Origin of the sequence: Bifidobacterium pullorum subsp. saeculare, assembly GCF_016899725.1 — a bacterium.
Lineage (GTDB): Bacteria > Actinomycetota > Actinomycetes > Actinomycetales > Bifidobacteriaceae > Bifidobacterium > Bifidobacterium pullorum_C.
Map to the genome: position 1 here is coordinate 44,713 of NZ_JACLYU010000008.1, position 13,493 is coordinate 58,205.

10 protein-coding genes and 1 tRNA gene are annotated in these 13,493 nt (G+C 71.7%); 6 read left to right on the top strand and 5 right to left on the bottom strand.

Annotation, left to right across the window (positions count from 1 at the left end; all coding sequences use genetic code 11):
• Nucleotides 1-14 precede the first annotated feature (14 nt).
• Entirely contained in the window at nucleotides 15-1,160 is a 1,146-nt protein-coding gene (locus H7U32_RS05485; RefSeq protein WP_204468781.1) for a diacylglycerol/lipid kinase family protein, read from the bottom strand.
• Nucleotides 1,161-1,211: 51 nt separating this feature from the next.
• Here H7U32_RS05485 and serS point away from each other — a divergent pair, with 51 nt between their 5' ends.
• The 3 genes from serS (at nucleotide 1,212) to H7U32_RS05500 (ending at nucleotide 3,451) form a co-directional block, all read left to right on the top strand.
• On the top strand, nucleotides 1,212-2,498 hold the full coding sequence (gene serS, locus H7U32_RS05490) for a serine--tRNA ligase (protein ID WP_204468782.1): 1,287 nt from the start codon (nucleotides 1,212-1,214) through the stop codon (nucleotides 2,496-2,498).
• A gap of 145 nt (nucleotides 2,499-2,643) precedes the next feature.
• Nucleotides 2,644-2,728 (top strand) — tRNA-Ser (locus H7U32_RS05495).
• A 105-nt stretch (nucleotides 2,729-2,833) separates the two neighbouring features.
• Complete coding sequence (locus H7U32_RS05500) at nucleotides 2,834-3,451, top strand: HAD-IA family hydrolase (protein WP_204468784.1); 618 nt, start codon at nucleotides 2,834-2,836, stop codon at nucleotides 3,449-3,451.
• 41 nt (nucleotides 3,452-3,492) lie between these two features.
• Here H7U32_RS05500 and H7U32_RS05505 read toward each other — a convergent pair whose 3' ends face one another.
• Nucleotides 3,493-4,227, bottom strand: a complete 735-nt coding sequence (locus H7U32_RS05505; protein WP_204468828.1) for a response regulator transcription factor — start codon at nucleotides 4,225-4,227, stop codon at nucleotides 3,493-3,495.
• A 57-nt stretch (nucleotides 4,228-4,284) separates the two neighbouring features.
• Nucleotides 4,285-5,691: an ATP-binding protein gene (locus tag H7U32_RS05510; RefSeq protein WP_204468785.1), complete on the bottom strand. Its 1,407-nt coding sequence runs from the start codon at nucleotides 5,689-5,691 to the stop codon at nucleotides 4,285-4,287.
• Nucleotides 5,692-5,817: 126 nt separating this feature from the next.
• Between H7U32_RS05510 and H7U32_RS10945 the strand changes: the two genes are divergently transcribed.
• The 3 genes from H7U32_RS10945 (at nucleotide 5,818) to H7U32_RS05525 (ending at nucleotide 10,579) form a co-directional block, all read left to right on the top strand.
• A complete protein-coding gene (locus H7U32_RS10945; protein ID WP_275051223.1) occupies nucleotides 5,818-7,740 on the top strand; it encodes a PspC domain-containing protein in 1,923 nt (640 codons plus the stop codon).
• Entirely contained in the window at nucleotides 7,721-8,701 is a 981-nt protein-coding gene (locus tag H7U32_RS05520; RefSeq protein WP_204468787.1) for a hypothetical protein, read from the top strand. Before H7U32_RS10945 ends, H7U32_RS05520 begins: the two co-directional genes overlap by 20 nt.
• Before the next feature lie 153 nt (nucleotides 8,702-8,854).
• Nucleotides 8,855-10,579 (top strand): S9 family peptidase, encoded by a 1,725-nt coding sequence (locus tag H7U32_RS05525; RefSeq protein WP_239457542.1) that lies wholly within the window; start codon nucleotides 8,855-8,857, stop codon nucleotides 10,577-10,579.
• A 21-nt stretch (nucleotides 10,580-10,600) separates the two neighbouring features.
• Here the strand turns inward: H7U32_RS05525 and H7U32_RS05530 are convergent, their stop codons facing one another.
• Both H7U32_RS05530 and H7U32_RS05535 read right to left on the bottom strand, forming a co-directional pair.
• Entirely contained in the window at nucleotides 10,601-11,251 is a 651-nt protein-coding gene (locus H7U32_RS05530; RefSeq protein ID WP_204468789.1) for a DUF4125 family protein, read from the bottom strand.
• A 66-nt stretch (nucleotides 11,252-11,317) separates the two neighbouring features.
• Nucleotides 11,318-13,420, bottom strand: a complete 2,103-nt coding sequence (locus tag H7U32_RS05535) for a DUF4037 domain-containing protein (protein ID WP_204468791.1) — start codon at nucleotides 13,418-13,420, stop codon at nucleotides 11,318-11,320.
• Between the last annotated feature and the right edge of the window lie 73 nt (nucleotides 13,421-13,493).

The following is a 13,493-nucleotide window of genomic DNA, read 5'->3' on the forward strand; positions in this document are numbered from 1 at the left end:
GAAACCGGCCGCCGTCAGCCGATGGTCGGCGTGGCGGCCGCCGCCTCCAACGCGGCCGTCGGCGTCACGCCGCCCGGCGCGCCCTCCGGCACGCGCACGCACAGCGACTGCTTCTCCACCTCGAAGCGGATGTGGCGGGTCTCGCCGAGCACGTCGCCGTCCACCTGCGCCAGGGCCGGCTTCTCCAGCAGCACCTCCGCGCTGACGCCCTGGATCTGGTCGACCGTGGAATTGGTCGACAGGGGATTCTGCTCCGGGCGGCCGGTGACGGTCTGGTGGAGCACGTCGCCGAACAGGTTCGCCCAGCCGATCAGGCCACCGGTGGTGTCGATGATCTCGAAATCGAGCATGCCGTCGTCGTAGGACGCGGCCGGCATCAGAGAGAAGCCCGGGATCTGGCCGCAGTTGCCGGCCATCAACGTGCGGAAGGAGAATCCGCGGATCGTGTGCGAGCTGCCGTCGGCGCTGCGGATCGTCACGTCGCCGCGGTACTTCGGCGCGAACAGGTTCTTCACCCCGCCCACGAAGTACGCGAGCCAGCTGATGTTCTTCTTGAGCTGCGGATCCGTGTCGTCGATCATCTTCGCGTCGAATCCGACGCCCGCGATGATGAGGAAGGCGTGGCCGTGGTCCTCGCCCTCGCGGTCGAGGATCGTCAGACGGCCCACGTCCACATGCTTGGAGCCATGCGAGGTGGCCACCATCAGCGCCGCGTCGATGTCGTCCACCGGGATGCCCATGTTGCGGGCGAAGAGATTGCCGGTGCCGATGGGCACGATGCCCAGCGCGTGCCCGGTTCCGGACAGGGCGCTCGCCACCGTGCGCACGGTGCCGTCGCCGCCCACCGCGACCACCACCTGCGCGCCGCGGTCCAGTGCTTCCAGCGTGCAGGCGCGGCCGTCCTTGTCGAGCTGGGTGTCGATGAAGATCACGTCGTCCAGCCCTTTGGCCCGGCAGAATTCCTCGATATGCGCGCGGCGCTGGTCGGCCTGCGGCTTCGAGGGGTTGACGATGAAGGCGTAGCGCACCTGGTCGTCGCTGCGGTCCTCCAAGCTGTGCGCCAGCTTGCGGTGGCGGAAGGCGCGGACGGCGAACGCGAGGGCCACGGCAAGCGCGACGACGGCGAGGACACAGATGGCGATGACTGCAGGCGTGGGCATGGTCCCCATTGTAAGGGCCGACGTGTCGGCTTACGGCGATACTCTTGGCCCATGCTTGATATTCAATTCATTCGCGAACATGCCGACGTGGTCAAGGAATCGCAGCGCAAGCGCGGCGAATCCGTGGAGCTGGTGGACGAGGTGCTGGTCTCCGACGAGCGTCGCCGCGAGTCCCTCCGCGAGTTCGAGGCCGCCCGCGCCCAGCAGAAGGAAATCGGCAAGAAGGTCGCCGCCGCCTCCGGCGACGAGAAGGCGAAGCTCATCGCCGAGACCAAGGACCTCGCCGCCAAGGTGGCCGAGTACAAGTCCGCCGCCGACGCCGCCTCCGAGGAGTACACCACCGCGATGTGGAAGCTCTCCAACATCGTCGAGCCCGAGGCGCCCGAGGGTGGCGAGGACGACTACGTGGTGGTCAAGAAGGTCGGCCAGATCCGCGACTTCGCGGCCGAGGGCTTCGAGCCGCGCGACCACATGGAGCTCGGCGCGCTGGTGGCCGGCATCGACACCCGCCGCGGCGCCAAGGTCTCCGGCTCCCGCTTCTACTTCCTGCGCGGCGCCGTGGCCCGCCTGCAGATCGCGATGCTCACCATGGCCGTGGACCAGGCCGAGGAGCACGGCTTCACGCTGGCCATCACCCCCACGCTGGTGCGCCCCGAGGTCATGGCCGGCACCGGCTTCCTCAACGCCCACGCCGACGAGATCTACCGTCTGCGCGAGCCCGACGACCAGTATCTGGTCGGCACCTCCGAGGTGGCGCTCGCCGGCATGCACGAGAACGAGATCCTCGACCTCGGCTCCGGCCCGCTGCGCTACTGCGGATGGTCCTCCTGCTACCGCCGCGAGGCGGGCGCCGCCGGCAAGGACACCACCGGCATCATCCGCGTCCACCAGTTTGACAAGGTGGAGATGTTCGTCTACTGCCGTCCGGAGGACTCCCGCGAGGAGCACGGCCGCCTGCTGGCCATGGAGGAGGAGATGCTGCACAAGGTCGAGGTGCCCTACCGCGTCATCGACACGGCCGCCGGCGACCTCGGCTCCTCCGCCGCGCGCAAGTTCGACTGCGAGGCCTGGGTGCCGACCCAGGGCCGCTACCGCGAGCTGACCTCCACCTCGAACTGCACCGAGTACCAGGCCCGCCGCCTCAACATCCGCGAGCGCCTGGCCGACGGCGGCACCCATCCGGTCGCCACGCTCAACGGCACGCTGGCCACGACCCGCTGGCTGGTGGCGATCCTCGAGAACCATCAGCAGCAGGACGGCTCGATCGTGATCCCGCAGGCCATGCGTCCGTACATGGGCGGCAAGGAGGTCATCGAGCCCACGAAGTGGGAGGCCTGATTCCATCAGGCCTGCTGTGCCTGTGCGCGGGATGCGACGCTGTCGCTGCATCCCGGCTACGGACAGTCCACCGGACTGTCCGTAGCCGCGTCGTCGGGGGCGGGCTGGTAGAATTGCCGACCGTGCGCCACGGCGCGCGCACGAGGGGCAGATGTCCGAGCGGTCTAAGGAGACGGTCTTGAAAACCGTTGAGGTTCGCGCCTCCGCGGGTTCGAATCCCGCTCTGCCCGCATCGAGGAACCCGCTGGAATCCAGCGGGTTCCTTTGCTATACGGTGCGATGGGGCAGCGACGCCGCGTCCGGCAGCCATCCGGCGTGCTGGTAGGGTGATGGACGTGAGCGAACCCCGGTTTTCCGACGTCATTCTCGACTTCTGCGACGTGCTTGTGGACTGGCGGCCCCGGCTGCCGCTGGAGGGCATGTACCCGCCTGGCGTCATCGACATGTTCTTCGACCCGTCCGACGAGCACGGCTTCAAGCACTACGACGAGCTGTCCGACCTCGGCTGGCCGGAGGAGCGCATCGTCGCCGACTACGAGACCCATCACGGCCCGGCCGTCGCCTGGATATTCCATATCTACTTCGAGCGCCAGGAGCTGGCGCTCGCCGGCCTCATCCCCGGCATGGGCCGGCTGCTGGAGGACCTCGACGCCGCCGGCGTGCGCCTGTGGGGCCTGACGAACTTCACGACCGCCTACGTGGACGCCGCCCGCGCCACATTCCCTGAGCTGCGCCTGCTGCGTGACGTGGTGGTCTCCTCCGAGGAGCGGATCGCCAAACCCGACCCCGAGATCTTCCGCCGCGCCGTCGCCCGCTTCGGCGTCGACCCGTCCACGACGGCCTTCGTGGACGACAAGCCGTGGAACGCCTCCGCCGCCGGCGAGGCGGTGCCGGGGCTGACCGGCATCCGCTTCGAGGACGCGGCCCAGGCCCGCGCCACCCTGCTGCGCTGACACGGCCCGGACCCGGTCCGGGCCGGCTCCGTCTCCGCCCGCTACACGATCCTGCGGTCGACGGCCCACCGGGTGAGCTCGGTGCGGTTGGACAGCTGGAGCTTGCGCAGCACGGAGCTGACATGTGTCTCCACGGTTTTGACGGAGATGAACAGCTCGGAGGCGACCTCCTTGTACGTGTAGCCGCGGGCGATGAGCCGCATCACCTCCTGCTCGCGCGCCGAGAGCCGGTCGAGCTCCTCGTCGCGCACCGGCCCCTCGCCGGCCAGCGGCGCGCCCTGGAAGGCGGAGAGCACGAATCCGGCCAGCTTCGGCGAGAACACCGCGTAGCCCTCGTTCACCTGCGTGATCGAGGCGACCAGGTCGGTGCCGGTGATCGTTTTGGTCACATAGCCCTGTGCGCCGGCGCGGATGACCGCGCCCACATCCGCCGCCGAATCGGAGACGGACAGCGCCAGGAACTTCGTGCCCGGCGAGTAGGCGCGCGAATCGGTCAGGATCTCCGCCCCGCCGCCGCCCTTGCCGCCGGGCACATGCACGTCGAGCAGCACCACGTCCGGCTTGAGCCGGGCGATCATCGCCACGGCTCCCTCCACATCCGCCGCCTGCCCGACGATGCGGAAATGCGGCTGCAGCGTGGCGATCACGCCAGCGCGGAACATCTCATGGTCGTCCACCACCGCCACGCGCACGGGACGAGCGGCCCCCGGCGATGCCCCCGAAGATGCCCCCGGGGCCGTCGTGGCGCCTGCCGGCTGCGGCTCAGCGCCGGTCATCCTGTCATTGCCGCTCATCCTGTCCATGCCGTCCAAGCCTTCCATCGCTCGCCTCCATCATGCCGTCGCATGCCGTCCGTCGTCCGACCCCGCGCGCGGCGCCGACCGCGCCCCGGCCTCCGCCTGGACCGGCATGTGCATCCGCACCTCCGTGCCCCAGCCCGGGCGTGACACGATTTCCACTGTACCGCCGCGCCGCCGGATGCGGCCGATGATCGACTCCCGGATGCCCAGCCGGTCGGGGGGCACCGCGTCGACGTCGAACCCGGCGCCGTGGTCGCGCACGAACACCTCCACCTGGTCCGCCCCGGCCTCGCAATACACGGACACCGGCTCGCCGCCGTGCGTGACCGCGTTGACCAGCGCCTGCCGGGTCGCGTCGAGCAGCGCGTCGGTGGCGGCGCAGGGGCGCGCGTCGCCCACCGTCACCACTTCGATGGGCTTGCCGTGGGCGTCCTCCACCTCGGCGGCGATGGCCTTGAGCCCCGCGCCCACCGACCGGTCCGAGCCGACGCGCGTCTGGTACAGCCATGCGCGCAGCTCGCGCTCCTGGCTGCGCGCCAGCGTGAACACGGTCTCCGGCTCCGCGTTGTGCACCTGGATCAGCGCCAGCGTCTGCAGCACGCCGTCGTGCAGATGCGCGGTCATGTCGGCGCGTTCCTCCTCGCGTTCCTTCAGCGCGCGCTCGCGGCCCAGCGTGCGCATCGTGGCGTTCGTCCACGGCACGATGGCCAGCCCCGTGCCGGTCAGCAACAGCAGTCCGGCCACCACGAAGCGGCTGCCACGAGGGTATATGTCCTGGTGCAGCGCGCCGACCACGTAGATCGCGTATGCCAGGAACAGCAGCGCGATGCCCCCGACCATCGTGGGCAGCTGCCCCTCGTCCGCATCGAACCGCGCCCACGCCACCACCAGGCCGGCGCACGCCAGCGCCAGCGGCAGCACCAGCTCCCCGTGACTCGAACGCATCAGCAGCAGCGCCACCGCGACGAGCAGCAGGCCGGCCAGCGCCACCAGCGCCGGCTTCGGCGCATGCCGCAACGCCCCGACCAAGCCTTCGCTCGATCCGGCGGCCTGGTCCATCTCGCGTTCCGCCGCATCGGGCGCATTGCCATGCGACAGGGGCGCCCGGCTGGCGTCGGCGGCGCGCCTGCGCGCTCCGGCCGCGGCCAGCGGATCGCCCACCGGCATGAACAGCCACAGGAACACGTAGGCGACGATGCCCGTGCCCCACAGGCAGGCGGCGAGCAGGAACGCGAGCCGCACCCACCCCACCTTCACGCCCAGGTGCAGGGCCACGCCCTTGCACACGCCGGTCAGCCAGCGGCCCTGGCGTGGGCGTATCAGCGGCAGTCGCGCCGGCGCCAGCGGGGCGGGCGCCGTGCCGTCCTCCGGGCGGGGATCGGCGGACGGTTGCGGACCGCGGGGCGGGGCCGACGGCCGGCGGCGTGCGAAGAAGCTCATGCGTGGTATCGTGCCACGCGGGACTGGACCCCATGCCGTGGTTCCGGGGTCAGGGGCACAGGTTCAGGGGCGGATTCAGGGTGTCCCCGGACACCTGCGCCGCGATTGGGTTGCTGTAATGGAGACATGAGCAAGAGCAATCGTTTCTTCACCTGGATCCGCACCGCGCAGATCGTGCGTGGCGACGACCGCTGGATCGGCGGCGTCTGCAGCGGACTGGCCCAGCGCCTCGGCTGGAGTCCCACGCTGGTGCGCGCGCTGATGGTCGCCTCCGTGCTGCTGTTCGGCTTCGGCGCCGCGCTGTACGCCATCGGCTGGCTGCTGTTGCCCGATGTGCGCACCGGACGCATCCTCATCGAGGACCTGTTCGCCGGCCATTGGGAATGGGACTGCCTCGGCGGGTTCCTGTGCCTGGCCGTCGCCGTGGCGATTCCCGGCGCCGGGCTGCTGGCGCTGGCGCTCGCCGCCTTCGTGCTGTGGTTCCTGATACAAAGCAGCCACCGCCAGCAGGAAGGCTATGGCTATGCCTACCGCGGCGGCCCGGGGACGAGCGGGCCGCATGGGCCGGGCACGAATGGGCCAGGCATGAACGGACCGGGCATGAACGGACCGGGCACGGCCTGGCAGGGGCCGAACGGGCAGGGCGCGCCCTGGGCCGGACCGGCCGGAACCGCTGCGAACGGGCCGATCCCCCCGGACGGACAGTGGGCGGGCGCCGGCCAGACCGCGGGCGGGCCTGCGGCTGCGGATAGGACCGCAGTTGCGGATGGAACCGCGGCCGGAACGGTGGACGCATCGCCCGCATCGGCACCCCAGTCGGCATCCCAGACGCCGTACGTGGCGCCGACCGCCGGTTCCGCCTTCGGGCCGGCTGCCGGGGCCGCCACCGCTCCCGCCTCGGGGCCGGCCCCCACACAGCCGCCGTACGCGGCCCCCGTGCCCACGCAGGCACCGTATGCGGCATCAGCCGCCATGCCGGCGGCCGCCATGCCGGCCCCCGCGCCGGCGCAGTACGCGGATCCGGCTCCCGAACGGCGGCGGTACGCCCGCCGCAAGCCGGCCGGACCGCTGATCGTGCTGTTCGCCATGGGGGCGGCGCTGCTGTCCGGTGCCATCGTCGCCGCCGCCATCGCCGGCGGCTTCGTCACCACGGACACCGGCGCGATCAGCCTGGCCGCGGTGTGGTCGGCGGCGCTGTGCCTGGTGCTCGGCGTGGTGCTCGTGGCGCTCGGCCTGAGGGGACGGCGCACCGGCGGCCTGCATCCGCTGGTGTGGACGGCGGCGTTCGTCGCCTGCGTCATGCTGGCAGTCACCGTGCTGTACGGGGCGATGGTGACCACCATCGACCGCGACGCCGCCAATTATGCGCAGGTACGTATCAGCGGCGACGCCACCGCGGCGGACGACCAGGGCATGACGGCGGCCCGGACGCATATCGACTCCGAGCTGTCGGAACACGGCGACGACTACTGGGTCGCCGCCGCCAGCCCCCAGACCATGGCGTCGCTGTCCAAAGGCGTGTTCCTGATCGGCGACGGCTACGGCTCCACGCGCGCCAACCTCGACCTGAGCGACTGGAGCGCCTGGCAGGGCGGAGCCGCCGGTTCCTGCCCCGTCGGCCAGATCAACCTGGCCGTGCGCGACACCCGTGCGCAGGTCACGCTGCCCGACGGCTGCCGTTTCGCCTTCGGCCCGTTCTACAACGGCTCCATAGGCCCGGACCGCCTGGGCGACGGCCGCTCGGTGCTGCTGGACAACGGGACCGACGGTCTGCTGTTCTTCGGCGACCCCTACGGCTACGACCACGACTACGACGACCCGAACTACCGGTGGCGCGACCACGGCTACTCCGACGATGCCGACGACGTGCCGATGGATACGAAGCATTACCTCTTCATCAATCTGGTCGGTGCCGACCACGGTTCCGTGCAGGTGCGCTACGCCTCCGACAGCACGTGGCCCGGATACGACTCGGTGGGCAAGGAACGTCCGGCGCGCGTCGCCGGCATCACGACGGAAAGGCATTCCGATGACCGACACGACCAGTGACCGGACGATGGCCACGACCACGACGAACACCGCAAACCCCGATAGGACGACCGATATGACCGCGAACCACAAGCCGACGGACGGCGCCGCGACGGACGACACGGTGGCGATGCCGACAGTCAGCACCGATGCGGAGGCGACCATGGCGATGCCGGCGGCCGCCGCCAATATGGAGGCGACCGTCACCATGCCCGCGGCCGGCATGACGCTGGCCGACGGCGAAGGCACGCAGGCGCTGCCCGCGCAACCCGCCCCGGCGGAGGCGACCGCCGCCCTGCCGGTGGGCGAGGCGGTCAGCGAGGAGGAGCGGACCGCCGCGATGGCGTCGGTGCCGCTGTACGCCACCCGCCCGCCGACTGGAGCGGGCGCCATGGCCGGCGCGGACGGTCCCGCGTATGGCGCGGCCATGCCGGCCTCGGATCCGCGGCCGGCGGCCGGTCCGCAGGCGGCCGCCAGTTGGCAGGCGCCCACTGGCCCGCAGCCGCCCGCCGGTGCCCAGCCGCCGGCCGGCGCCATGCCCTTCGGCCCGCAGCCGCCCCAGCCCTTCGTGCAGGTGCCGGTGCGCCCCAAGCCGGAGCCGCTGCGCAAAACCGGGCCGAGCGTGCCCACCATCGTGCTCGGTGTGCTCGGCATTCTGCTGGGAGCGGTCACGCTGGCCTTCGGCCTCGGCTTCCCCGGACTGTCCTACAGCCTGGCCGACAGGATCATCGTCTTCGAGAATCCAGCCACGTTCATGGCCCTCGGCGTCGGCGCGCTGGGCGTGCTGCTGCTGGTCATCGCCGCCGTCTGGGGCGTGGCGCGCGTGGTGCGCCACCACAAGGGGCGGGACGATGCCGCGGATTCCGGTGACGGCGTCACGGCCGGTGCCAACGGCGGCGGCTCCGCAGCCGATGCCATTGACCTTGCGGACGGCACAGGCCGTATGGACGGACGGGATCCCGGCCGGAACGGCAGCCGCTGAGCCGACCCAGCCGGCGCTGAACCACCCCAGCCGGCGGGCCGGCTTGGCATCGGGCCGCCGGCGGTCACGCCACGGCCGTCGGCGATCACCGGCCACATTCGCAGACTACAGTGGGAGGCCGTGATGAGGGGAATGCGCGCACAATGCCGCCGCATGGCGCCGGTGGCGGCCGTGGCCGCCGTTCTGCTGGTGGTGCTGGCGCTGCTCGGCATGGCGATGATGCCCCGCTGGCAGGTCGTCCCGTTCACGGACCACATCGCCGTCGCCTCCGCCGATCCGTCCGTCGAGGCGCGCGGCGTCGCCATCCCGCATCAGGGCGCCTACCGCACCACGCAACGGCGGCTCACCGTCACCACGGAGGACGGCACGGTGCTGCCCGCCATCCTGCGCGCCCCCGCCGCCCCGGGCGCCCCGGGCGCGGGCGGCGCGGCGCCGGGCGCCTTCCCCGACCGTTTCGGCTCTCGGCGCCCCGCCTGCCTGTTCATCCACGGCTCCGGCACCAGCGGTGAGCAGGACTTCGGCGACATCGCCAACGCGATGGCCTCCGCCGGCATCGTGACGCTGGTGCCGGCCAAACGGCTCGACGGCTACGGTCCGCTCCACCGCGACTACGCGCGCTTCGCCCACGACTATGCCGCCGCCTTCGACCTGCTGCGCGCCCAGAAGGGCGTGGATCCCGGCCGGGTCGGCCTCTACGCCGAATCCGAAGGCACCTGGATCGCGACGGTCCTCGACGACCTGCGCCCTGCCGTCGCGTTCGCCATCCTCTCCTCCGCGCCGGTGGTCAAAGGGCGCGAGCTGATGGCGATGGCGATGAGCGCCTACGCGGCCGCCGCCGGCGCGCCCCGGCCCGTGATCGACGACACGGCCAAGCTCGCGTCGCTGGATTTCGCGCCCTACGGCCTGGGATACGCGGATTTCGACGCCGGCCGCCACCGCACGGCGCTCACGATGCCGCTGCTGGTCAACTACGGCACGCTCGACCCGGCCATGCCGGTCGAACAGGGCGCGCGCACGCTGATGGACGAGGCCGCGGCCGCCGGCAACCGCAACGTCACCGTGCGCTATTTCAAGGCCAACCATCAGATGCGCGCCGGCGCCGGCTTGTTCACGCCCGGCCTGCCGCTGGCCGCGGGGTACACGGCGGCGCTGTGCGACTGGACGAACGGGGTCGCCGCCGGCGCCGGCACCGGCGATTGGGCCACGCCGCAGGTCGCCGGCGCCACGCCGCGCCAACGCTACGTGGCGCCGGCGGGCACACGCTCCGGCATCCTCGGGTCGCTGGGCGTGCTGAGCGCGCTGGTCGCCGGCGCCGTGCTGCTGCCGATGACCGCCGGCTTGGTGGCCGCGGCCATGATGGCGGTGCGATGGCTGCGGGTCCGCGTGTGCGGGCGACGCGTGCGGGCCGGCGGCGACGGCCGCCTGACGGTGTGCCGGCGCGGCCGGTCCGCCCCGTGCGCCGTGATGCGCGGGGGACGGGTGGTCAAGTCTGATGGCGGCCCGATGGTCCGCCATGTTGGCTTGGGCCGTGGATTCGTGCGGTTCCGCCGCGCCGACGTGGCGCTGCTGGCCGTGGTGGGCCTGCTGTCCGCCACGCTGACGCTTGCGTTGGGCGGCTACCTGGCCGTGCTCGTCGTGCAGGCGCTGCACGGCGGTTCCGCCGCGCCGGCGTACCACTTGGCGTGGGGCGTGCTGCAGGCCATGGCCGTGGCCTGCGCGGTGCCGGTCGCCTGGCTGGCCGTGCGCACGGCGCGCGCCGCGCGCACCGCGGCGCATTGGGGCGCCGCGCGATGGGCCGTGGCCGTACTCGTGCTCCTCGGCGCGTTGTGCGCGCTCACGGGCATGGCCTTCTGGGAGCTGTACGCGCCGGCGTGGTGAGCGGCCGGGCGCTCCGGGCGCTCAGGCGGCCTGCGCGGCCTCGGCTTCGGCGAGGTCCGCGAACCCGCCCAGACGCACCGTGTTGGCGATGGTCTCCTCGGTGAGGTTGCACCCCTGTCGCGTGAGCGTGGCGATCAACTCCTCGTACAGGCCGAGGGTGCGGTCGGAATAGGTGCCGAGCTCGCCGCGCAGATACGTTTCGAACGAGGTCGCCTCGGGCGTGTCTTCCGCGGTGGTGAGCACGCGCATCGCCTGGCCCAGCTTCGGGTAGCGGCTGCGGAAGTCCGCGGCCCACGCGACCTGCGTGGCGACGATTCGTTCCTGGCGTGCGACGCGCTCCTCGGACAGCCGCGGGATGTACGGCTCGATGGTCCGGCGGTACTGCTCCGGTGCCGTGGAGGCCATCATCCGGGCGTACTTCTCCGTCACCAGGTTGCGGCCCACCCGGTCCGCCTCGGTCAGGTCGTCCTCGTAGCTGGCGAGCAGCGGGGCGGGCCAGGTGAGGAACTGGCTCAGGCGCATCTGGTGGAACATCGGCCAGTTGCCTTGGCAGGAGGCGCGCCCGCCCTCGTTGTCCGTGCGCTGGAACTGGTCCCATTCGTGGCGCACGATGGTTTCGCGCAGCCCGTCGGCGGCGCTTGGCTCCTGGATGTCCTGGGATTGATCGGCCATGGTCTGCCTTCTCCTTTCGTTCAATGCCCGTTCGACGCTCGTGCGGCGCCCGTCCAAGGCGATCGCTCACAGGCTGCGCAGCACCGGATCGGCGCCGCCGATATGCTCCTCCACGTATGGCCGCTGCCATTCGAGGAAGGTCTCCCCGCTGCGGGTCAGCCCCTCGCGGCGCAGCTCGTCCACCACTTCCTGGGCGATGCGCGCCACTGTGGCTTCGAGGGATTCGATGGCCGGGCCGGCGCCCTTGCCGCCTTCGCCGAAGCCGGCGCCGCCGTAGCAGGCCGCCGAGGCCAGCCGCAGCATCGACTCCAGCTGCCCGCACACGTCGGCCAAGCGCGTGGCCAGGCGCCCGGACAGGCGGCGCAGCGCCGCGAACCGCCATTTGTAATACGGCAGGTAGCCCACGGTGATCGGCTCGTTGACCAGATACACCAGCGAGGCCGTGGCGTTCACGAACTCGGTGACAGACAGCATCGCGGCCGCGCCATCGCCGCGTTCCAGCATGCGCGGCAGGTTGTACTGGCCGGCCTGCGCCATCATGCCGAGCCGGCGCGAAATCAGCGACAGCCGCACATCCCCGGGCATGTCCTTGAACGCCTGGCGAGCCGCGGAGAACGCGCCCAGCGGATCGGCGAACACCTCGCCGTTCGTCGCGGCCGCCAGCGTCGCCTCGTCCAGCATGAGCCATTCGTGCGGCCGGTCGGCGGCCGGCGCCTCGCGGTAGTCGGTGATCGACTCGAAGAAGTCGCCGATGCGGAACACGCCGTCGCGCCGCCCCGCGCCCTGCGCGCGCGGCGTCACCGGCCAGTCGCCACGGTCCAGCGCCTCGTAATCGGCCTGCAGGCGCTCGCCGAAGGCGTCGTAGTCCTCGTCCGTCAGCCACAGGCAGCAGCGCGGACCGAAGTCATGGTCCTGCGAGAGCGCGTCGTCGAAGCCGTAGCATTCCGAGCCGTGGCCCACCAGGCCGGCGGCGATGCGGCCCACCTGCTCGGGGTAGCGCTCGCGAAGCATCGGCCGCACCCGCTGCTCCCAGAAGTCGCGGGCGATCCGCAATCCCGTCCGCGGATCGCCCGGCCTGCCGGCAGGGGCGGGCGACGCGGTAGGCGCGGTCGACTCGACGGTGGCGGCTGACGAGGTGGTGGCCGCTGTTCCCGCGGCCGCCGCGTCGGCGGGGGCGCCGTCGTCCGGCAGCGGCTGGCCGGCGTTGCGGCAGGCCTGCTCCGCCTCCCGCAGATTGGCCGCGGTGATGCGGTGGTAGTCGTTGTCCTCGCCGTAGCATTCCTCGATGACCGCGAGCGCGCGGCGGTACCAGGCCGCCGCATCGGCGAAGCGGCCCTCGGCGTAGCGCACCTGCGCCATGCCGGCCAACGCGGACGCGAAATGGCCGGCATGCGGATCGCCGGCTTCGAAGATCGCGACGCCTTCGCTGGCATGGGCGTCCGCCTCGGCCAGGAGATCCGCGGCCTCCTTCCTGTTGTCCCCGTCTGTGGCCGGGGCGTCGCCGGAGCCGGGCGCCTGGGCCATCTGGAGCAGGATGAGGGCGAGGTTTGTATGCGTGCTCGCCACGTCGAGGTCAGTGGACGGGTCGGGGGAGCCGGCGGTGAGCGTGGCCAGCGCCTGCTCAAGCTCGGCGCGCGCCTCGGGCAGCCGTCCGGTCTCCGAGTAGAGCACCGAAAGATTGTTGTGCAGGGCGGCGATGCGCCGGTCGTCCGGCCGGTACACTGTGGCCGCGCAATCCAACGCCTGGCGGTACAGGTCCTCGGATTGGTCGTACTTGCCGGCGGCGCGCATGGCGGTGGCGCAGTTGATGAGCGTCGTGGCCCATGCCTCGGTGCCTTCCAGTCCCATGCGGGCGGCGAGCTCGAGCGTGCGCTGCACCGTCCATTCGTTCTCCTGATGCAGGCCTTGCGAACGGTAGAAGCCCATCGCCTCGTTGAGCACGGTGAGCAGGCCCGCGTCGTCGCCGGCGTTCTCCGCGTCCGCCATCGCCTGTTCGAGGTACGGCTGCGCCTCGGTGGCGCCGGCATGCCGGTCGAAGATCGCGTCCAGTCCGGCCAGGAACCGGTCCACATCGAAGTGCGCGGGGGTGGCGTCGGCGTCGGCTCCATCCTGCGGCCCCGGTGCGAATCGTGCGGCGAACTGTTCCAGCAGCTCGTTCTCGTCTGCCATGACGGACCTCCATCCACGTCGCGTCCGCCGGGCGTCCATGCCGGCGGAGCTCCGGTCCCAGTCTACGGTCGCC